Below are 20,830 nucleotides of genomic sequence, written 5' to 3'. Positions count from 1 at the left end.
ACACTCCGCGCCTACGCTGAGACGGTGAACCGACACCTGCACCGCATCCACCGGGCCGACGAGATCGTGTTCGGCCGCAGCGCCGATCTGCGCCCCTCCGAGGTCGACCGGGCCATGCGCTTCCTCAGTCACGCGGCCGACAAGGGGGTCCTGTGGTGGTGTGTGGCAGCGCTGCTGGGACTGGTCGGCGGGCGCGCGCGGCGCGGCGCCGTGCGAGGCCTGCTGTCCCTCGCGATGGCGAGCGGTCTCGCCAACGGCATCCTCAAACCGGTGTTCCCGCGGCGGCGCCCTCCCGCCCGCGCGTGGACGAACGTGCTGCGCGGGGTGCCGATCCCCCGGTCCTCGTCCTTCCCGTCGGGACATTCGGCGTCGGCGGCGGCATTCACCACGGGTGTCGCCCTGGAATCGCCCGCGGCCGGTGCCGTACTGGCTCCCCTCGCGGCCGCGGTCGCGTACTCGCGGGTGCACAACGGCGTGCACTGGCCGTCGGACGTCGTCGCCGGGCTGGTGCTCGGCGGGGCCGTCGCTTCGGGAACCCGCCGCTGGTGGGCCGTGCGCACCGAGGACCCGGCGGAACTGGGCCGCGCGGTCGACGCGCCGGCGCTGCCGGGAGGTGAGGGCCTGCTCGTAGTGGTGAACCCGGAGTCCGGGCCGGACAGCGTGGATCCCAGTGAGGACATCGCGACCGCTCTCCCGAAGGCGCACGTGCGCGCCCTCGACACCGATCACGATTTCGCCGCGCAACTCGACGCCTGGGTGGCCGAGGCGAATCCGCGTGCCCTCGGCGTGTGCGGTGGAGACGGAACCGTGGTCGCCGTGGCGTCCGCCGCGGCACGTCATTCTCTGCCGCTGGCAGTCTTCCCCGGCGGCACCCTCAATCACTTCGCGCGGGACGCCGGCGTCGCCGAGATCTCGGACACGGCGAACGCCGTCGAGACCGGACATGCGGTTCTCGTCGATCAGGCCGTCGTCCACACCGATGTCGAGGAACCCGCCCCGTTCCTCAACACCGCCAGTCTCGGTGGCTATCCCGACGCGGTGCGGCTGCGGGAGAAGTGGCAGCCCCGGTACGGGAAGTGGCCCGCGGCCGCTGCGGCAATGGTCCGGATTCTCTCCGCGGCAACACCGCTCGCCATCACCATCGACGGCCGCCCCGTGAAGGTCTGGATGCTGTTCGTGGGGAACGGTCGGTATTCCCCCGCCGATCAGGTTCCGATGTCCCGTCCCGCGATCACCGGCGGACTGCTCGACGTCCGGTACGTGCGAGCCGACCGGCGAGCGTCCCGGCCGCGGCTGTTGTTCGCCGCCGCGACCGGAACGCTCGGAAGCAGCCGGGTGTACGTGCGATCCCTCGTGCCCCGGCTCACCGTCCGCGTGAACGGAGCTCCGGTGGCGCTGGCCACCGACGGTGAAGTGGTGGCCGACGCCCGGCGGTTCGAGTTCCGGACCGAACCCGGAGCGATCGCCGTGTACCGACCTCAGTCCTGAGTGTCGGCGGGCTTCGTCTCGGTGTCCGCTTTCGGCTCCGGAGCGGACTCCGAGGCGGCCGCCGGCTCCGCGGGAACCAGCTGTTCGAGCGCGGTTCCGGCGATCCGCCGGAACGCGCGGCGAGGACGGGACTGATCGAGCACGGCCACCTCCAGGCTGGCCACGTCGACGTTCCGCTTCTCGCCTTCCCCCGCACCGCCCTGACGCAGGGCGTTGACCGCGATGCCGACCGCCGCCTCGAGATCGAGGTCGGCACGGTACGACTCGCGCATCGCGGTCGCGATCGGCTCGGTCGTGCCACCCATCACCACGAAATGCTGTTCGTCGACGATGGATCCGTCGTACGTGATGCGGTACAGCTGGGGAGCCTTCGGGCTGCCCACCCGCCCGACCTCCGCGACGCAGATCTCCACCTCGTAAGGCTTGGGCTGCTCGGTGAAGATCGTGCCCAAGGTCTGCGCGTACGCGTTGGCGAGCGATCGGCCCGTCACGTCACGGCGGTCGTAGGAGTAGCCGCGCATGTCGGCGTGGACGATCCCGGCGCGCCGCAGGTTCTCGAACTCGTTGTACTTGCCGACGGCCGCGAAGCCGAGCCGGTCGTACAGTTCGCTGACCTTGTGCAGGGCGGTGGAGGGATTCTCGGCGACGAACAGCACGCCGTCGCGGAACGTGAGCACCACGACGCTGCGTCCCCGGGCAATTCCCTTGCGCGCCAGTTCCGAGCGGTCCCGCATGATCTGCTCGGCGGAGGCGTAATACGGCATGGTCATCGCGCAGACCCCCCTTGTTCGGTGCGCTCGGCGACGATGCGCCGAGCCAACTCGGACGTCGTCTCCTCGGACACGTGCACGGCACCGGCCTGGGTGATCGTGACCGCGGTCGGGTAGATGCCGCGGGTCAGGTCGGGCCCACCGGTGGCCGAGTCGTCGTCGGCAGCGTCGTACAGCGATTCGATGGCCGCCCGCAGGGCGGTCTCCTCGTCGCTGTCCGGCGAGTAGATCTTCTTCAGCGCCGACTTCGCGAACAACGATCCCGAACCGACCGCGTGGTATCCGGCGCGTTCCTCGTACCGGCCGCCGACGACGTCGTACGAGACGATGCGGCCCGCCCGGGCCTCGTCGTCCGCGTCGAGGTCGTAGCCGACCAGCAGCGGGACGACCGCGAGACCCTGCATCGCCGCCCCGAGGTTGCCCCGCACCATCGACGCCAGGCGGTTGGCCTTGCCGTCGAAGGTCAGCGGAACGCCCTCGATCTTCTCGTAGTGCTCGAGTTCGACGGCGAACAGGCGCACCAGTTCGATGGCGATGCCCGCGGTGCCGGCGATACCGGCCGCCGAATATTCGTCGGTGACGTACACCTTCTCGACGTCCCGGCTGGCGATCAGGTTGCCCTGGGTCGCGCGCCGGTCGCCTGCGAGGAGAACGCCACCCTTGTAGGTGAGCGCCACGATCGTCGTTCCGTGCGGTGCGAGATCACCGCTCTCCATCCCGTCACCACCCCGTGTCGAGTGCGAACGATGGCCGATCCGATTCTCCGGCAGCAATTCTGGTGCGTGACCACGCAGATACTCGGTGAACGAGCTCAGATTCGAACCGAAACTGAGCCTCGTGTCACCGTCGCCTGTCCGCAATGCCGGTCGATCCGCCGTCACTGGCCGCCCTTCTGGACATAGGCCCGGACGAAGTCCTCGGCATTCTCCTCGAGCACGTCGTCGATCTCGTCGAGAAGGTCGTCGGTGTCCTCGGCCAGCTTTTCGCGACGTTCCTGACCAGCGGCACCGTCACCACCCGGGGTGTCGTCCTCGTCGCCGCCGCCAGTTCGTTTGGTCTGCTCTTGTGCCATCGCCGCCGACCTCCTTGTGTGAAGGGAGCTCTTCTTCCGAGCGTCCTGTCCTGCCAAGCAGTCTGACTACATCATCCGCTCGGACCTTCACCCTACCGAGCGTCGCCGCCCCACGTGTGCCGACGCGACGGCGAGTTCGGGGCAGATCTGTCCGGGAACGGCCGAGATGTCAGTTCGTGAGCTCGTCGACGAGCTCTTTCGCGGTCTCCACCGACTCCAGCAGCTTCCCCACGTGCGCCTTGCTGCCCCGCAGCGGCTCCAGGGTGGGAATGCGGACCAGGGAGTCGCCACCGAGATCGAAGATCACCGAATCCCAGCTCGCAGCCGCAATGTCGGCGCCGAACTTGCGCAGGCACTCGCCACGGAAGTAGGCACGGGTGTCGGTCGGCGGGGTGTCGACGGCGTCGAGCACCGCCTGCTCCGACACCAGGCGTTCCATCGACCCGCGGGCGACGAGCCGATTGTAGAGCCCCTTGTCGAGGCGCACGTCCGAGTACTGCAGGTCGACGAGATGCAGTCGTGGTGCGGACCAGTTGAGGCCCTCCCGGTTCCGGAAGCCCTCGAGCAGGCGCAGCTTGGCGGGCCAGTCCAGCAAATGGGCGCATTCCATCGGGTCCCGCTCGAGGAGGTCGAGCACCATCGCCCACTTCTCCAGCAGGTCTGCCACGCGGGGGTCGTCGTTGCCCTCGGCGGACATGAACTTGTCGACCCGGTCCAGGTAGATCCGCTGCAACGCAAGCCCGGTCAGTTCCCGGCCGTCGGCCAGCGCGACCGTGGCGCGCAGCGTCGGGTCGTGGCTGATGTGGTGCACGGCGGTGACCGGTCGGGCCAGCTGCAGGTCGGTGAGGTCCACGCCGGCCTCGATGAGATCGAGGACCAGCGCCGTCGTCCCGACCTTCAGGTACGTCGACATCTCGGCGAGGTTCGCGTCGCCGATGATGACGTGCAGGCGCCGGTACTTGTCCGCGTCGGCGTGCGGTTCGTCGCGGGTGTTGATGATGCCGCGCTTGAGTGTGGTCTCGAGCCCGACCTCCACCTCGATGTAGTCGGCCCGCTGGGACAGCTGGAAGCCGGCCTCGTCACCGGACTGGCCGATGCCCACCCGGCCCGACCCGCAGATCACCTGACGGGACGCGAAGAACGGCGTCAGCCCGTTGATCACCGCGGAGAACGGCGTGGCCCGGGACATCAGGTAGTTCTCGTGGGTGCCGTACGACGCGCCCTTGCCGTCCACGTTGTTCTTGTACAGCTGCAGTCGCGGGGCGCCGGGGACGCTCGACGCGTGCCGGGCGGCCGCCTCCATCACGCGTTCGCCGGCCTTGTCCCAGATGACGGCGTCCAGGGGGTCGGTGACCTCCGGAGCCGAGTACTCGGGGTGCGCGTGGTCGACGTAGAGCCGGGCGCCGTTGGTGAGGATCATGTTGGCCGCGCCGACCTCGTCCGCGTCGATCACCGGTGCCGGGCCGCTGAGTCGGCCCAGGTCGAATCCGCGGGCGTCCCGGAGCGGGGATTCCACCTCGTAATCCCATCGGGTGCGCTTGGCGCGCGGCACTCCCGCTGCCGCCGCATAGGCCAGCACCGCCTGGGTGGACGTCAAGATCGGATTGGCCGAAGGCTCGCTGGGTGAGGAGATTCCGTACTCGACTTCGACACCGATGATCCGCTGCATGCTGCCGAGCCTATGCGATCACCGACGCCACCCGGCGGCACACTCCTGCCGCGCGAGCCGTCGGTGTCCGGCGACTAGCCCGGCGAGCACTCCAGGTACCGGTCCGCCGAGATCGCCTCGAGCACGGTCCGGACCCCGGGCGGGGCCCAGGAGTGGGTGCCGTCGGTGCCGATTCGAGGGTCGGTCAGGTGCACCGTCCGGCGGCGCGTCACGATGGTGCATCCGCCCGCCGCCACCACGTTTCGCACCCAGTCGCTGTGCGCTCCGTACGTGAGGGCGAACCGGTAGCGGCCGTCCACGACGAACACGTTGACGGGTGTGCGGTACGTCTTGCCCGACGTACGGCCTCGGTGCTCGACGATGGCGAAACCGGGCAGGAATGTCGCGACGTGACGGCTCACCCGGTTGGTGACGACCCGGTTGAATCGGGCGATCGAACGCGGCAACGCCATGAACTCTCACCCCTTCGGCACCGGAACGAGCAACCGACCTCGACAGTACCGACGTTCGCCGGGGTGCTGGCAGGATCGACTCATGGATTCCGCACCGAACACCCCACCCGGCACGGACGAAGTGGTGGCGGTGTTCGACAGTTCCGGGCGACCGGTGGGGTCCGCCGCGCGCTCTCGCGTCTACGCCGAGGGACTGTGGCACGCGAGCGCCGGGGTCCTCGTCCGATCCGGCGACGAACAGCGCCTCTACGTGCACCGGCGGTCGGACACGAAGACCGTGTTCGCCGGACACCACGACTGCCTGGCCGGCGGGGTGGTCGATCCCGGGGAGACCCCGGAGGAGGCCGCAGCGCGGGAACTGGCGGAGGAACTGGGCATCAGCGGGGTCGGCCTCAGCCCCATCGCGAGGGTGGCGTGGGACGGCGAGTGGCAGGGCCTGCGGCTGCGCTGCCACCTGTACGCCTACGAGACGCACTGGGACGGGCCCGTCGTCCACCAGGCCAGCGAGATCGCGACGGGCTGGTGGTGGACACCCCACGAACTGGTGACGCATCTGCGCGACCCGCAGTGGCCGTTCGTCCCGGACACGAGGGCACTCCTCGAGGACTACCTCGTCGCACGGGACCGCTGACACAACGACCCGCGCGGCGAACCGTATCCGGGTTCCCGCCGCGCGGGTCGTGCCGATCGGCCTACAGGTACTGGCCGGTGTTGGACTCGGTGTCGATGGCGCGGCTCGCGCTCGCGTTCTTGCCGGTGACCAACGTGCGGATGTAGACGATCCGCTCACCCTTCTTGCCCGAGATCCGGGCCCAGTCGTCGGGGTTGGTGGTGTTCGGCAGGTCCTCGTTCTCCGAGAACTCGTCGACGATGGAGTCGAACAGGTGCTGGACGCGCAGGCCCGGGGCACCGGTGTCGAGCACCGACTTGATCGCGTACTTCTTGGCGCGGTCGACGATGTTCTGGATCATCGCCCCCGAGTTGAAGTCCTTGAAGTACAGGACCTCCTTGTCGCCGTTGGCGTACGTGACCTCGAGGAAACGGTTCTCCTCGCTCTCGGCGTACATGCGGTCGACGACCCGTTCGATCATCACCCGGATGCAGGCCGTGCGGTCGCCACCGAACTCCGCGATGTCGTCGGCGTGCACCGGCAGCGTCTCGACGAGGTACTTCGAGAAGATGTCCTGCGCCGACTCGGCGTCGGGGCGTTCGATCTTGATCTTCACGTCGAGGCGGCCGGGACGCAGGATCGCGGGGTCGATCATGTCCTCGCGGTTGGAGGCGCCGATCACGATGACGTTCTCGAGCCCCTCGACACCGTCGATCTCACTGAGCAGCTGCGGCACGACGGTGGTCTCGACGTCGGAGGAGACGCCCGATCCGCGGGTGCGGAAGATCGAATCCATCTCGTCGAAGAACACGATCACCGGAGTGCCCTCGGACGCCTTCTCCCGGGCCCGCTGGAAGATCAGCCGGATGTGCCGCTCGGTCTCGCCGACGAACTTGTTCAGCAGCTCGGGGCCCTTGATGTTGAGGAAGTAGGACTTGGCTTCCTTGCTGTCCTGCCCCCGGGCCTCCGCGATCTTCTTCGCGAGCGAATTGGCGACCGCCTTCGCGATGAGCGTCTTGCCGCACCCGGGAGGACCGTAGAGGAGCACACCCTTCGGCGGGCGGAGCTCGTATTCGTGGAACAGGTCCTTGTGGAGGAACGGCAACTCGACGGCGTCGCGGATCTGCTCGATCTGCCGGCCGAGGCCGCCGATGTCGTCGTAGTGGACGTCGGGAACCTCTTCGAGGACGAGATCCTCGACCTCGGCCTTGGGGATCCGCTCGAACGCGTACCCGGCCTTGGTGTCGACGAGGAGGGAGTCGCCCGGCCGCAGTTTGCGGGTGGGCGATTCGGCGTCATAGGCGACCGACTCCCTCTCGCTGTCCGCGTACACGGTGGCGAGGGGTTCGGCCAGCCAGACGATCCGTTCCTCGTCGGCGTGGCCGACCACGAGGGCGCGCTGACCGTCGTCGAGGACCTCGCGCAGCGTGCTGATCTCACCGACGCGCTCGAACGTGCCCGCTTCCACGATCGTGAGTGCCTCGTTGAGGCGCACGGTCTGGCCGAGCTTGAGGGTCTCGGCGTCGACGTTCGGGGAGCAGGTCAACCGCATCTTGCGTCCGGAGGTGAACACGTCCACGGTCTGATCGTCGTGCACTCCGAGCAGCACGCCGTACCCGCTCGGCGGTTGGCCGAGGCGATCGACTTCCTCTCGAAGCGCAATGAGCTGCTGACGGGCCTCCTTGAGGGTGTCCATCAGCTTGGTGTTCCGGATGGACAGCGAGTCCACTCGCGATTCCATCTCACGAAGCTGTTCCGGCGACTCCGCAAGCTGCCTGCGCAGTGCCGACGCCTCCGCGCGCAACGCCTCGAGCTCTCGTGCGGCCGCAACCGAATCGGGGTTCTCTGTCGAGCTCATGTGCGTCTCCTCCCAATGAGATCTATCAACGCTACCGGCACTGCCCGAATTCTGCGCCGTGACACGGATTCTGCCGATTGCGAATCGGCATACGTGACACCGTGGGCCACCGAAACTCTCATGTTAGCCTTACCTACCTGTCGAGCAGTTTCCTCTCTGTTCTGTGTAACGAAAGGGTTCGTCGTGATAATCCGCAAGCCCCTGAACGGCACATCCTTCACCGTCAGGTCCGTGGTTGCCGTGGGCGCGGTGGTCTTCGCGCTCGGGATGTCGGCCTGCTCGTCCGACGACGCTTCCGACTCCGCCGCGGCGACGTCCGCGGCCACATCGTCCCAGGCAGACGCGGCCGTTGCCGCCCCCACGCCGGAGGAACTGCTCGGTACGCTCCAGCTGCTCGTGGACCCGGCCCGGCCCGTCGACGACAAGACGGCAGTGGTCGTCGACGGCGACGAACGCCGCCCGAATCTCGAGGCGATGACCGCTGCCATGGCCAACTACCCGGTGTCCTTCACGGTCACGGACGTGCAGGTGGAGGGCGATACCGCGACGGCGAACGTCGCGATCTCGAGCCCGCACGGCACGGCAGCGCCGACGGCGTGGACGTGGGAGAACGTCGACGGCGTGTGGAAGGTGTCGGACGCGAGCACGTGCACCCTGCTCGGCATGGCACGCGCCGGCTGCAGCTAGCTCTTCTTCCTTCGGCGGCGCCCGCTCCGGGCGCCGCCGAAGGCGTGTGTCAGCCCTTGCCCGAGCGGCGCTGCGGCTTGGGGGTGACGGTTCCCTCGGCGAGACGCCGGGCGCTCACCAGGAACGCGGTGTGGCCCTGCATCCGATGTTCCGGGCGCACGGCGAGCCCGACGACGTGCCAGCCACGGACGATCGACTCCCAGGACCGCGGCTCGGTCCAGCACTCCTGCTCGCGCATCGCCTCGACGACCTTGGAGAGCTGCGTCACGGTCGCGACGTAGACCACGAGCACACCGCCGGGGACGAGCGCCTTGGACACGGCGGGCAGAGCGTCCCAGGGGGCCAGCATGTCGAGGACCACCCGGTCGACCTGTCCGCCCGCCGCGTCGGCATCGAACTCGGCGACGTCGGCGATGGTCAGGTCCCAGTTCGCGGGGCGTTCCCCGAAGAACGTCTCGACGTTCCGCACCGCGTGCTCGGCGTGGTCGTCGCGCACCTCGTACGAGATGACCCGGCCTTCCGGCCCCACCGCGCGCAGGAGGGAGCACGTCAATGCGCCCGAACCGGCGCCGGCCTCGAGAACGCGGGCGCCGGGGAAGACGTCGCCCTCGTGGACGATCTGCGCGGCGTCCTTCGGGTAGATGACCTGCGCCCCGCGGGGCATCGACAGGACGTAGTCGACGAGCAGCGGTCGCAGCGCGAGGTACGGGGTGCCGTTGGTCGACTTGACCACGCTGCCCTCGTCGGTGCCGATCAGGTCGTCGTGCAGGATTCCGCCGCGGTGCGTGTGGAAATCCTTGCCTGCCTCCAGGTTGACCGTGTAATGCCGGCCCTTGCTGTCGGTCAACTGGACGCGATCGCCCACCCGAAACGGTCCACTCGGTCGCGTTTCGCGTCCCACCATCGTCACCGACTCCTCAGCCTGTTCGTCCGGCGCCGTCCGGCGCCCGCCCCGCTGCCCCGACACCGACTGTCGGACCGGGGGCCTACCCTGCCAGGTGTGAGCATCTCAGAGTCGCCAGCCCCTGTCACAAAGGGTTCCCCGTCACAGCCCGGCGACACTTCGGTCACCCGCAGGCGGCCCGCCCTGTCACCGTCCCGCGCCGGCGACTTCAAGCAGTGCCCGCTCCTCTACCGCTTCCGCGCCGTCGACCGGCTCCCCGAGGCGCCGTCGCGCGCGCAGGTGAAGGGAACGGTGGTGCACGCCGCGCTCGAGACGCTGTTCGGGCTGCCCGCCGCCGAACGGGTCCCGCAGAAGGCGGTCGAGCTGATCCTCCCGTCCTGGGAGCGCCTCCTGGCCGACGCTCCCGACCTGATCGACCTGGTCCCCGAGGACCAGCGCGAGTCGTTCCTCGACGAGGCGCGGTCGCTCGTCACCGCCTATTACCAGCTGGAGGACCCCACCCGGTTCGAGGCCGAATCGTGCGAACAGCGCGTCGAGACCGAACTCGCCGACGGGGTGCTGCTCCGCGGATTCGTCGACCGCATCGACGTGGCCCCCACCGGTGAGGTGCGGGTGGTCGACTACAAGACCGGTCGCGCACCCCGCGAGATGTCCGAGTCCAAGGCGCTGTTCCAGATGAAGTTCTACGCGCTGGTCCTGCTGCGCACCCGCGGCATCGTCCCGGCGCAGCTGCGGCTGCTGTACCTCGCGTCCGGAACGGTCCTCACCTACGCGCCCGACGAGGACGAACTGCTGCGGTTCGAGCGCACGCTGTCGGCGATCTGGAAGGCCATCCTGGCGGCGGGCGTCACCGGCGATTTCCGACCCAAGCCGAGCCGGCTCTGCGACTGGTGTGATCATAAGTCCCTGTGCCCCTCGTTCGGAGGAACGCCGCCGCCCTACCCGGGATGGCCGGAGGGGCCCGCCGAAGACGCACCAGGTTTCGAGGAGATTGTCGAATGAGTTCCGAGTCCTACTACGTACCACTCGGTTCGGAAGCACTGGGTGCGCCGGAAGTGGACTCGGACCAGAAGATCACGGTCGAGCGATTCGACAGCACGGATCTGACGATCAGCGTGTGGGCCGAGACGATGCAGCACGGCGCTCCCCCGTCCGCGCTGCTCGTGCGGGCACTCGAACGGTGCGCCCCACGTGACGACGCGCGCATCACGCGGGTCGTGGTCGAGATCCTCGGCCCGATCCCGATCGCCGAACTCGAGGTCCGGTCCTGGGTGCAGCGGCCGGGCCGCCGGGTGGAACTGGTGGTCGCCGAATTGTGGACCGCCGGCGACCGGCCGCGTGCCGTGGCGCGGGGCTCGGCGTGGCGCATGGAGACCGTCGACACCAGCAACGCCGTCCACGTCGTCGACCCGCCACTCGAACCGCGGTCCACCGGCCGCGAAGGCAAATTCGCCGAGGGCTGGAATTCGGGCTACCTGACGACCCTCGACTGGCGGTGGATCGCCGAGATGGGGTGCGAGGGCCCCGGCAAGCTGTGGGCGAGGCCGCGGCCCGCACTGGTCCTCGGCGAGGCCATGACGCCGCTCGAGCGGCTCTTCTCCATCGCTGACGTCGCCAACGGTGTGGGATCGAAACTCGACCCGGCCGACTGGACGTTCCTCAACACCGACCTCACCGTGCACATCTTCCGGGTCCCCGAGGGTGAGTGGGTCGGCGTCGGCTCCGAGACGTCCATCGGACCCGACGGCGTGGGAATGTGCGCGGGCGTGCTGTACGACGAGACCGGCGCGGTCGGCCGGATCGCCCAGACCGTACAGGTCCGCGCCCGCTCCTGATCGGAACGGACGCGGATCGTCCTGCGGCGGAACGAGATCAGAGTGCGCGGCAGGACCGGATGTTCGACGCGAGGATGGCCTTGGCGCCGAGGTCCGCGAGTTCGTCCATCACTCCGTTGTGGCCCTTGATCGGCACCATCGCCCGGACCGCGACCCAGTTCTCGTCGGCGAGCGGTGACAGCGTCGGCGACTCCAGTCCGGGGGTGATCTTCAGCGCGTCGTCGAGGATCGTCTTCGGGCAGTCGTAGTCGAGCATCAGATTCTGCTGCGCGAAGACGATGCCGCGCACCCGCTCGACCAACTGGTTGCGCGCGGAATCGTCGGCGGGCGAGCCGGCGCGCTCGATGAGCACACCCTCGGAGTCGCACAGGGTGTCACCGAACGCGACCAGGTTGTGCTGGCGCAGCGTGCGGCCGGACCCGACGACGTCGGCGATGGCGTCGGCGACCCCGAGCTGGATGGAGATCTCCACGGCGCCGTCGAGTCGGATGACCGACGCCTCGATCCCGCGTGCGGAGAGGTCGTCGCGCACCAGGTTGGGGTAGGACGTGGCGATCCGGAGCCCGGCGAGGTCCTCGACCTTCCAGTCCTTGCCCGCGGGGGCGGCGTACCGGAACGTGGAGCGGCCGAAGCCGAGCGACAGCCGCTCGGCGACCGGGGCGCCCGAATCACGGGCGAGGTCGCGGCCGGTGATGCCGAGGTCGAGTTCACCGGATCCGACGTAGATCGCGATGTCCTTGGGGCGCAGGAAGAAGAACTCGACCTGGTTGGACGGGTCGAGGACGGTCAGGTCGCGGGAGTCGGTGCGACGGCGGTAGCCGGCCTCGGAGAGGATTTCGGCGGCGGACTCGGACAGCGAGCCCTTGTTCGGGACTGCGACGCGCAGCATGGCTGAGGGTTCCTTTCGGGAGCGGGTGGAGGAGTCTCGATCACCGATCACAGATGTCGGTAGACGTCCTCGAGTTTCAGGCCCTTACCCACCATCAGCACCTGCGTCCAGTACAGCAGTTGGGAGATCTCCTCGGCGAGCGCCTCGTCGCTTTCGTGCTCGGCGGCGATCCACACCTCACCCGCCTCTTCGAGGATCTTCTTTCCCTGCGAATGGACGCCGGCGTCGAGGGCGGCAACGGTGCCGGACCCCTCGGGGCGGGTAGCGGCACGCTCGGTCAGCTCGGCGAACAGGGATTCGAAGGTCTTCACGAGGACCCATTGTTTCACGCCGCCGCGGACCTCTCCGAACCGGTCACCACCCGAGTGTGCGGCGACTCTCGAACCGGCGGACCCGGCCCGAACGGGGATCGGTGAACTCGATGGCCCGCGCCAGCAACCGCAACGGCGTCGAGAAGTCGCCGGGCTCGGATCGGCGGAAGTCCGGGTAGTAGTTGTCGCCTTCGATCGGCAGCCCCAGCGACGACATGTGCAGCCGCAGTTGGTGGGTCCGGCCGGTCTTCGGCAGCAGCCGGTAGCGGGCGCGGGCGTCGCGGGTCTCGATCAGGTCGACGACGGTTTCGCTGTTCGGCTCGCCCGGTTCCTCCGTGGCCGTCATGATCCCGTGTTCCTTGACGATGCGGCTGCGGATGATGCGCGGAAACTCCAGCGCGGGATCGTGCCCGGCGACGGCCTCGTATTCCTTGGTGACCTGCTGAGAGACGAACAGTTCCTGATACGCCCGGCGGTCTTCCCGCCGGATCAGGAACACCAGCACACCGGCCGTCATCCGGTCGAGCCGGTGCGCCGGCGTGAGATCGGGAAGGTCGAGCGCCCGCCGCAACCGCACGACCGCCGTCTCGGTGATGTGCGCGCCACGCGGGATGGTCGCGAGGAAGTGGGGCTTGTCGATCACCACGAGGTGGTCGTCGCGGTGGAGGATGTCGATCTCGAACGGAACCGGGATCTCGGGTGCGGGGTCACGGTAGAAGTACACGAACCGGGTCGGCGCATAGCGGGTGACGCGGTCGACGACCCTGCCGTGTTCGTCGACGACTTCCCCACCGTCGATCAGCGACAGCCAGTGCGCCCGCTCGTCGGGGTACGTCTCGACCAGGAATTCGGCGACGGTCTTCGCACCGAGCCCGGCCGGCATCCGGATGCGATCGGGACCGAGACCGTTGCGGACGGGCAGCGGCGCCCCGGCCACCTCAGCCCGCCCGGTTCTCGGTGCAGCCGGCGCACACGAGCACGAGTTCTCGGCCCCGGTCGTCCGGCAGATTCTCGTACCGGGACGTCGGACCGCCGCACCGGGTGCACCGTCCCAGGGTCTTGGCCTGATCGCTGAACTCGATGGCCATCCGCTTGTCGAAGACGTACAGCGACCCCTCCCACAGACCCGAGTCGCCGAACGCCTCGCCGTAGCGGACGATGCCGCCGTCGAGTTGGTAGACCTCGCCGAACCCGCGCGAGCGCATCAGCGAGGACAGGACCTCGCACCGCACTCCCCCGGTGCAGTAGGTGACGACGGCCTTGTCCTTCAAATGGTCGTACTTGCCGCTGTCGAGTTCGTGCACGAAGTCGCGGGTGGTGGACACGTCCGGCACGACGGCGTCCCGGAATCGGCCGATCTCCGCCTCGAAACCGTTGCGTCCGTCGAAGAAAACGACGTCGTCACCGCGCCCCTCGACCAGTCGGTGCACCTCGTCCGGCGCCAGGTGGGTACCGCCGCCGACGACGCCGTCCGCGTCCACCTTCAGCTCGCCCGGTGCACCGAACGTCACGATCTCCGACCGCACCTTCACGCTGAGCCGCGGGAAGTCGTCCCCCAGCCCGTCCGACCACTTGATGTCGGCGTCCTTGAACGGCGCGTAGCCGCGCGTCCCCTTCACGTACCGCTTGACGTCGCGGATGTCGCCGCCGACGGTCGCGTTGATGCCGTGCTCGGAGACGAGGATCCGTCCGGTCAGGTTGTGCGCCTCGGCAAGCGTGTACTGCCACAGCCGGATCGCCTCCGGGTCGGCGAGCGGGGTGAACACGTAGAACAGCACGATTTTCGGGACAGCCACGGGAAACCAGACTACCTAGAGACGCACACCGCTCGGCTGCGCCCAGGCCTCGGCCAGATCGGAACCGGTGATGCCCTCGAGGCTGTCCCGGAACACCCGCCCCGGGCCGTCGGCCACCGGGATCTCGCACGGGACGATCAGGACGACGCACCCCGCGGCCTGCGCGGACGCCGCGCCGGTGGGTGAGTCCTCGATGGCCAGGCACTGCGACGGATGCAGCCCGAGCAGTTCGGCGCCCCGCAGGTACGGGTCGGGATGCGGTTTACCTGCCGGCACCTCGTCGCCGCACACCGAGTGGTCGAAATGGTGCCTGCCGAGCGTCTCGAGTGCCCGCTCGGTGAGACGACGCTCGGTGTTGGTCACCAGCGCCGACCTCAGGCCGTGGGCCCGGGCCGTCCGCAGTGCGTCGTGGGCGCCCGGCCGCCACGGGATGCCGTCGCCGAACAGTTCCTGGACTCGGGTGAACATCCATTCCTTGGCCTCGGCGAGCGCCGCCGGATCCCGGTCGAGTCCGAGCGCGTCGAAGATGACGCCGAGCGCGTTGGCGCTGGACGCGCCGATCGTCTTCAGCCGGGTCTCCTCGGTCATCGGCCCGCCGAGGTGCAGCGACAACTCGCGGACCGCGACGTCCCACATCTTCTCGGAATCGAGCAGCGTTCCGTCCATGTCCCACAGCACGCCTGCAAGACCGTCGAATGCGTCAGACATTGAAGTACTTCGCCTCGGGGTGGTGCAGCACGAACGCATCCGTGGACTGCTCGGGATGCAACTGCAGTTCCTCCGACAACTTCACACCGATCCGTTCCGGTTCGAGGAGAGCGACCATCTTCGCGCGGTCCTCCAGGTTGGGGCAGGCGCCGTACCCGAAGGAGTAGCGGGCGCCGCGGTAGGCGAGGTCGAAGAACCCGGACACCTCGGACGGATCCTGCTCGGCCACGTTGTGGCCGCCGGGCAGCACGAGTTCTTCACGGACCCGTCGATGCCAGTACTCGGCCAGCGATTCCGTCAGCTGCACGCCGATGCCGTGCACCTCGAGGTAGTCGCGGTAGGCGTTGGCGGCGAACAGTTCGTTCGCGAAGTCCGCGATCGGCTGCCCCATGGTGACCAGCTGCATCGGGAACACGTCGACCTGACCGGTCTCCTTCGCCTCGGTGCGGGACCTCACGAAGTCGGCGACGCACAGGAACCGGTCCCGGTGCTGGCGCGGGAAGGTGAACCGGAAGTGTTCCTCCGCGTCGGGCGCCGGTTCGGCGAGCACGACCACGTCGTCGCCCTCGGACACCGCGGGGAAGTAGCCGTACACGACGGCGGCGTGCGCGAGGATTCCCTCGGTGCTCAGCCGGTCGAGCCAGTACCGCAGGCGTGGGCGCCCCTCCGTCTCCACCAGTTCCTCGTACGTGGGACCGTCGCCGGAACGCTGCCCGCGCAGGCCCCACTGCCCGAGGAACAGAGCGCGCTCGTCCAGCAGCCCGGCGTACTCGGACAGCGAGACACCCTTCACGATCCGGTTGCCCCAGAACGGCGGGCTCGGGACGACGATGTCGGTGGCCACGTCGGACCGTTCCGGCACCTCGACCGGGGTCTCGGCCGCCTTGCGCTTCTCCGCGATCCGCTTGGACCGCTCGTGGCGGGCCTTGCGTTCGGCCGCCTTCTCCCGGGCCGCGATCGCTTCCGGGCTGTCCGGGTCGGGTCCGCCGCCGCGCTTGACGGCCATGATCTCGTCCATCTTGTGCAGGCCCTCGAACGCGTCACGCGCGTAGCTGACGTCGCCCTCGTACACCTCGGCCAGGTCGTTCTCCACGTACGAGCGGGTCAGCGCGGCACCGCCGAGGAGGACGGGGAAGTTCTCCGCGACGCCCTTGGAATTGAGTTCCTGCAGGTTGTCCTTCATCACCACGGTCGACTTCACGAGCAGACCGGACATGCCGATGACGTCGGCCTTCTGCTCGATCGCCGCGTCGAGGATCGTCGCGATCGGCTGCTTGATGCCGAGGTTCACCACGTCGTACCCGTTGTTGCTCAGGATGATGTCGACGAGGTTCTTGCCGATGTCGTGGACGTCGCCCTTCACGGTGGCGATGACGATGCGGCCCTTGCCGTCCTCGTCGGTGGCCTCCATGTGCGGTTCGAGGTACGCCACGGCCGCCTTCATCACCTCGGCGGACTGCAGCACGAACGGCAACTGCATCTGCCCGGACCCGAACAGTTCGCCGACGGTCTTCATGCCGGACAGCAGGGTCTCGTTGATGATCGCGAGCGGCGGCTTCTCTTCCATCGCCGCGGTGAGGTCGTCGTCGAGGCCGTTGCGTTCACCGTCGACGATGCGCCGTTCCAGCCGCTCGAACAGCGGAAGCGCCGCCAGTTCCTGGGCGCGGGATTCGCGCGCCGACGCCGCGGAGACGCCCTCGAACAGTTCCATCAGTTTCTGCAGCGGGTCGTAGCCCTCGCGCCGGCGGTCGTAGACCAGGTCGAGGGCCGTTTCGCGCTGTTCGTCGGGGATCCGGGCCATCGGCAGGATCTTCGACGCGTGCACGATGGCCGTGTCCAGGCCGGCCTCGGTGCACTCGTGTAGGAACACCGAGTTCAGGACCTGCCGGGCGGCGGGGTTGAGACCGAACGAGATGTTGGACACGCCGAGGGTGAAGTGCACCCGCGGGTGCCGCTTCTTCAGTTCGCGGATCGCCTCGATCGTCTCGATGCCGTCGCGGCGGACCTCCTCCTGACCGGTGGAGATCGGGAACGTCAGCGCGTCGATGATGATGTCGGACTCGTCGAGGCCCCAGTTCTCGGTGATGTCGTCGAGCAGGCGCTCGGCGATGCGGACCTTGTGCTCGGCGGTACGCGCCTGGCCCTCCTCGTCGATGGTCAGCGCGACGACGGCGGCACCGTGCTCCTTGACGAGCCGCATGATCTTCTGGAACCGCGAGTCCGGTCCGTCGCCGTCCTCGTAGTTGACGGAGTTGACGGCGCACCGGCCACCGAGGTGTTCGAGACCGGCCTGCAGGACCGCGGGCTCGGTGGAGTCGAGCATGATCGGCAGTGTCGACGACGTCGCGAACCGGCTCGCGAGGGCGGCCATGTCGGCGGCGCCGTCGCGTCCGACGTAGTCGACGTTGAGGTCGAGCATGTGGGCGCCGTCGCGGGTCTGATCCTTCGCGATGTCGAGGCACTTCTGGTAGTCCTCGGCGAGCATCGCCTCGCGAAATGCCTTGGAGCCGTTGGAGTTCGTGCGCTCGCCGATCATCAGGATGCTGGCGTCCTGCTCGAACGGCACCGCCGAGTACAGCGAAGACGTCCCCGACTCGTGCACCGGGTTGCGCGCGGCCTTCTCGACGAGGCGGACCGCCTCGGCCACCTGCCGGATGTGCTCCGGGGTGGTGCCGCAGCAGCCGCCGACCAGACCGAGACCGAACTCGGTGACGAAGCCGCTGAGCGCCTCGGCGAGTTCCTCCGCGGTGAGCGGGTACTCGGCGCCGTTCGGGCCGAGCTGCGGCAGTCCGGCGTTGGGCATCACCGACACGGGGAGGGAGCTGTACTTGGACAGGTGGCGGAGATGTTCGCTCATCTCGGCGGGACCGGTCGCGCAGTTGAGTCCGATCATGTCGATGCCGAGCGGCTCGAGCGCGGTCAGTGCGGCACCGATCTCGCTACCGAGCAGCATCGTGCCGGTGGTCTCGACCGTGACGTGGGTGATGATCGGCAGCCGCGACCCCAGCGCCTCCATCGCCCGCTGACTGCCCAGGATGGCCGCCTTCACCTGAAGGAGGTCCTGGCAGGTCTCGACGAGGATCGCGTCGGCGCCCCCGTCGATCATGCCCATCGCGGCCTCCGCGTAGGCATCGCGCAGGATCGCGAACGGCGCGTGGCCGAGCGTCGGCAGCTTGGTTCCGGGGCCCATCGAGCCGAGGACGAAGCGGCCCATGCCGTCGCGTCCCGGCCCCATCTCGTCGGCGACCTCACGCGCCAGCCGGGTGCCCTTCTCGGCCAGTTCCCGGATACGGTCCGAAATGTCGTAATCGGCGAGGTTGGGGAGGTTGCACCCGAACGTGTTGGTCTCGACGGCGTCGGCCCCGGCCTCGAAATACGCGCGGTGGATCTCTTTCAGCACGTCAGGGCGGGTGTCGTTGAGGATTTCGTTGCAGCCTTCGAGCCCGAGGAAGTCGTCGAGGGTGAGGTCCGCGGCCTGCAACATGGTGCCCATGGCTCCGTCGCCGATGACAACGCGCTGGTTCAACGCATCGAGCAGGGCAGAGTGAAATGGCGCAGACATGCCGTCCAGACTAGTGGGCGCGCGAACCAATGCTGGCCGTAGGCTGGGTGGGTGAGTTCCAGTGAGTTCCCCGTCACGCCTGCGGGCCCCGACGACGACACCCCCGACACCGCCGACGACGGTGCCACCGACAGCGCCGTGCCCGTACTTCGTGACCCTGTTCTCGTCGCCGCCTTCGAGGGCTGGAACGACGCCGGCGACGCCGCGAGCGGAGCCGTCGAGCACCTCGAACTGACCTGGGACGCCCAGCCGCTGGCCGAGCTGGATTCCGAGGAGTACTACGACTACCAGGTCAATCGCCCCACGGTCCGGCAGGTGGACGGTGTCACCCGGGAGATCGTGTGGCCGGCCACCCGGCTGTCTGTGTGCTCGCCCCCCGGCAGCGACCGCGACGTGGTGCTGCTGCGCGGAATCGAACCGAACATGCGCTGGCGCAGCTTCTGCGACGACCTTCTCGAGCTGATCGATCAACTGCAGATCAACACCGTGGTGATCCTCGGGGCGCTCCTCGCGGACACCCCGCACACGCGGCCGGTCCCGGTGACGGGCAGCGCGTACAGCAGCGAGGCCGCCGAGCGGTTCAAGCTCGAGCAGACCCGCTACGAGGGGCCGACCGGGATCACCGGGGTGCTGCAGGACGCGTGTGTCCGGGCCGGTGTGCCTGCCGTGTCGTTCTGGGCGGCCGTGCCCCATTACGTGTCCCAGCCGCCGAACCCCAAGGCGACCGTGGCACTGCTGCAGCGCGTCGAGGACGTCCTGGACATCGAGGTGCCCCTCGGGGAACTCCCGTCGCAGGCCGACGACTGGCAGGAAGCCGTCACCGAGATGACCGCGGACGACGAGGAGATCGGCGACTACGTCCGCTCCCTCGAGGAGCGCGGCGACGCCGAGACCGACATCTCCGACGCCATCTCGAAGATCGACGGTGACGCGCTCGCGGCCGAGTTCGAACGGTATCTCCGCAGGCGTGGGCCCGGCAGCTTCGGGCTGTGACGAAGAACTCGTCCGAGTCGCTTCGTTCCTCGCTCCAGCGCACGGCGCTCTACGCCGGTGGTTTCCTCGGCCCCTTCGGCGGCGGTGTGGTCGCCTCGATCCTCCCCGAGATCGGTGACGACCTCGGCGTGAGCGCGTCCGCCGCGGCCGGGTCGCTGACGGCCTACCTGCTGCCGTTCGCGCTGCTCATGCTGGTGTCGGGCACGCTGGGCGCCCGGTGGGGTCAGATGCGGACCGTGCGGATCGCGTACGGCGTCTACCTGCTGTCGTCGCTGGCCTGCTTCGCGGCGCCGACGCTGCCGCTCTTCCTCGGCGCCCGTGTGCTCCAGGGATGTTCCAACTCGTTCACGACGCCGCTGCTGCTGGCCGCGCTCGCCGCCTCGACGCCGAAGAAGCACCTCGGCCGGGCGCTGGGGATCTTCGGCGCCTTCCAGGCCGCGGGGCAGTCGAGTGCCCCGCTCGTCGGCGGCCTCGCGGCGGAGGTCGACTGGCGGCTCGCATTCCTCGTCATCGCCCTCGTCGCCGCGGTGCTGGGTCTGGTCGGCGTTCCCGACAGCCCGCCCGCCGAGCCGGGGGCGGCGCGCCCGCGACTGCGGGACGCCCTCACCCCGTCGGTGCTGCGAATCGGGGTGGTCGCACTGCTCGGCTGGGGCGCCCTCGGCGGGCTGAGCTTCCTTGTCGCCTTCCGCGCCGAGGACGTGTTCGGCCTGAGTCCCACTCAGCGCGGCCTGCTGCTCACCGGGTTCGGCGTCGCCGGCATCCTCACCGCGCGCCTCGTCGGCGGGGTCATCGACAAGATCGGGGCCCGGGCCGCCGTGTTGATCGGCGCGTTCGGCGGTGCTGCTCTCGTCGCCGCCGCCGGAACCGTATCGCTCCTCGCGGTCGTCGCCGTGGCGTGGTTCGCGGCCGGAACCGCAGGTCAGTTCATCCTGGTCGGCGTCAACGCCGCCGTCCTCGGGTCGCCGGGCCCGAACCGGGGCGGCGCGGTGTCCGTCGTGCAGGCGTTGCGGTTCACCGGCAACGCGCTCGCGCCGATCACCCTCACCCCGGTGTACGCGGTGTCGCCCGCGGCCGGGTTCCTTCTGCCCGCCCTGCTCCTCGCAGTGCTGGCCCCACTGCTGATGCCCCGCGACCGACCACCTGTCTGACACGCTTTCCGGGAACGCTGTGAGGTGTTCCTGATTCCGACGTAACGTGCACGCAGCCGTTACGACACTCCCGGGGCG

General features: G+C 68.8%; 20 protein-coding genes. 7 read left to right on the top strand and 13 right to left on the bottom strand.

The window, feature by feature from the left end; translation table 11 throughout:
• Nucleotides 1-24: 24 nt before the first annotated feature.
• Entirely contained in the window at nt 25-1,488 is a 1,464-nt protein-coding gene (locus JWS13_RS42005) for a phosphatase PAP2 family protein (protein WP_206010989.1), read from the top strand.
• On the opposite strand, the gene prcA is transcribed toward JWS13_RS42005, so the two are convergent.
• The 5 genes from prcA to JWS13_RS41980 all read right to left on the bottom strand — a co-directional run bounded on the left by prcA (nt 1,479) and on the right by JWS13_RS41980 (nt 5,451).
• Nucleotides 1,479-2,258, bottom strand: coding sequence for a proteasome subunit alpha (prcA, locus tag JWS13_RS42000; RefSeq protein ID WP_206010988.1), 780 nt, complete (start codon nt 2,256-2,258; stop codon nt 1,479-1,481). The genes JWS13_RS42005 and prcA overlap by 10 nt on opposite strands.
• On the bottom strand, nt 2,255-3,139 hold the full coding sequence (prcB, locus tag JWS13_RS41995; RefSeq protein WP_206010987.1) for a proteasome subunit beta: 885 nt from the start codon (nt 3,137-3,139) through the stop codon (nt 2,255-2,257). The genes prcA and prcB overlap by 4 nt, the downstream gene beginning before the upstream one ends.
• The gene (locus JWS13_RS41990) at nt 3,136-3,330 is read right to left on the bottom strand and encodes a ubiquitin-like protein Pup (RefSeq protein WP_005242990.1); all 195 of its coding nucleotides are present in this window, start codon (nt 3,328-3,330) and stop codon (nt 3,136-3,138) included. Before JWS13_RS41990 ends, prcB begins: the two co-directional genes overlap by 4 nt.
• 169 nt (nt 3,331-3,499) lie before the next feature.
• The gene (dop, locus tag JWS13_RS41985; protein ID WP_124395165.1) at nt 3,500-4,999 is read right to left on the bottom strand and encodes a depupylase/deamidase Dop; all 1,500 of its coding nucleotides are present in this window, start codon (nt 4,997-4,999) and stop codon (nt 3,500-3,502) included.
• A 74-nt stretch (nt 5,000-5,073) separates the two neighbouring features.
• On the bottom strand, nt 5,074-5,451 hold the full coding sequence (locus tag JWS13_RS41980) for a nitroreductase family deazaflavin-dependent oxidoreductase (protein ID WP_124395166.1): 378 nt from the start codon (nt 5,449-5,451) through the stop codon (nt 5,074-5,076).
• 82 nt (nt 5,452-5,533) lie between these two features.
• On the opposite strand from JWS13_RS41980, the gene JWS13_RS41975 reads away from it, so the two are divergent.
• Nucleotides 5,534-6,082 (top strand): NUDIX domain-containing protein, encoded by a 549-nt coding sequence (locus JWS13_RS41975; RefSeq protein ID WP_206010986.1) that lies wholly within the window; start codon nt 5,534-5,536, stop codon nt 6,080-6,082.
• 61 nt (nt 6,083-6,143) lie between these two features.
• On the opposite strand, the gene arc is transcribed toward JWS13_RS41975, so the two are convergent.
• The gene (gene arc / locus JWS13_RS41970) at nt 6,144-7,919 is read right to left on the bottom strand and encodes a proteasome ATPase (protein WP_206010985.1); all 1,776 of its coding nucleotides are present in this window, start codon (nt 7,917-7,919) and stop codon (nt 6,144-6,146) included.
• A gap of 183 nt (nt 7,920-8,102) precedes the next feature.
• Here arc and JWS13_RS41965 point away from each other — a divergent pair, with 183 nt between their 5' ends.
• Complete coding sequence (locus tag JWS13_RS41965; protein WP_206010984.1) at nt 8,103-8,606, top strand: WKL family lipoprotein; 504 nt, start codon at nt 8,103-8,105, stop codon at nt 8,604-8,606.
• Between the two features lie 49 nt (nt 8,607-8,655).
• Here the strand turns inward: JWS13_RS41965 and JWS13_RS41960 are convergent, their stop codons facing one another.
• Complete coding sequence (locus JWS13_RS41960; protein WP_087556985.1) at nt 8,656-9,510, bottom strand: tRNA (adenine-N1)-methyltransferase; 855 nt, start codon at nt 9,508-9,510, stop codon at nt 8,656-8,658.
• A gap of 96 nt (nt 9,511-9,606) precedes the next feature.
• Between JWS13_RS41960 and JWS13_RS41955 the strand changes: the two genes are divergently transcribed.
• Together JWS13_RS41955 and JWS13_RS41950 are read left to right on the top strand one after the other, a co-directional pair.
• Nucleotides 9,607-10,512 (top strand): RecB family exonuclease, encoded by a 906-nt coding sequence (locus JWS13_RS41955; RefSeq protein ID WP_124395170.1) that lies wholly within the window; start codon nt 9,607-9,609, stop codon nt 10,510-10,512.
• Nucleotides 10,509-11,345 carry a thioesterase family protein gene (locus tag JWS13_RS41950; RefSeq protein ID WP_206010983.1) on the top strand — a complete coding sequence of 279 codons (837 nt, stop codon included), beginning with the start codon at nt 10,509-10,511 and terminating at the stop codon, nt 11,343-11,345. The genes JWS13_RS41955 and JWS13_RS41950 overlap by 4 nt, the downstream gene beginning before the upstream one ends.
• Nucleotides 11,346-11,382: 37 nt before the next feature.
• Here the strand turns inward: JWS13_RS41950 and hisG are convergent, their stop codons facing one another.
• Genes hisG through metH form a run of 6 tightly spaced genes read right to left on the bottom strand, consistent with a single transcriptional unit; the run spans nt 11,383 to nt 18,611 of the window.
• Nucleotides 11,383-12,234, bottom strand: a complete 852-nt coding sequence (gene hisG / locus JWS13_RS41945; protein WP_012687844.1) for an ATP phosphoribosyltransferase — start codon at nt 12,232-12,234, stop codon at nt 11,383-11,385.
• A gap of 47 nt (nt 12,235-12,281) precedes the next feature.
• Nucleotides 12,282-12,563, bottom strand: coding sequence for a phosphoribosyl-ATP diphosphatase (locus JWS13_RS41940; RefSeq protein ID WP_009473527.1), 282 nt, complete (start codon nt 12,561-12,563; stop codon nt 12,282-12,284).
• Nucleotides 12,564-12,588: 25 nt separating this feature from the next.
• Nucleotides 12,589-13,482 carry a pseudouridine synthase gene (locus JWS13_RS41935; protein WP_206010982.1) on the bottom strand — a complete coding sequence of 298 codons (894 nt, stop codon included), beginning with the start codon at nt 13,480-13,482 and terminating at the stop codon, nt 12,589-12,591.
• Between the two features lies 1 nt (nt 13,483).
• Entirely contained in the window at nt 13,484-14,341 is an 858-nt protein-coding gene (gene trhO / locus JWS13_RS41930) for an oxygen-dependent tRNA uridine(34) hydroxylase TrhO (protein WP_206010981.1), read from the bottom strand.
• Nucleotides 14,342-14,356: 15 nt separating this feature from the next.
• Nucleotides 14,357-15,049: an HAD family hydrolase gene (locus tag JWS13_RS41925; protein ID WP_206010980.1), complete on the bottom strand. Its 693-nt coding sequence runs from the start codon at nt 15,047-15,049 to the stop codon at nt 14,357-14,359.
• Nucleotides 15,042-18,611, bottom strand: a complete 3,570-nt coding sequence (gene metH, locus JWS13_RS41920; protein WP_206010979.1) for a methionine synthase — start codon at nt 18,609-18,611, stop codon at nt 15,042-15,044. Before metH ends, JWS13_RS41925 begins: the two co-directional genes overlap by 8 nt.
• 51 nt (nt 18,612-18,662) lie before the next feature.
• Between metH and JWS13_RS41915 the strand changes: the two genes are divergently transcribed.
• Together JWS13_RS41915 and JWS13_RS41910 are read left to right on the top strand one after the other, a co-directional pair.
• Nucleotides 18,663-19,604 (top strand): PAC2 family protein, encoded by a 942-nt coding sequence (locus tag JWS13_RS41915; protein ID WP_124395176.1) that lies wholly within the window; start codon nt 18,663-18,665, stop codon nt 19,602-19,604.
• On the top strand, nt 19,601-20,752 hold the full coding sequence (locus tag JWS13_RS41910) for an MFS transporter (RefSeq protein WP_206010978.1): 1,152 nt from the start codon (nt 19,601-19,603) through the stop codon (nt 20,750-20,752). The genes JWS13_RS41915 and JWS13_RS41910 overlap by 4 nt, the downstream gene beginning before the upstream one ends.
• Nucleotides 20,753-20,830 lie beyond the last annotated feature (78 nt).

The organism is Rhodococcus pseudokoreensis (genome assembly GCF_017068395.1).
Taxonomy (GTDB): domain Bacteria; phylum Actinomycetota; class Actinomycetes; order Mycobacteriales; family Mycobacteriaceae; genus Rhodococcus_F; species Rhodococcus_F pseudokoreensis.
This window is presented reverse-complemented; position numbering and strand designations above follow the sequence as displayed.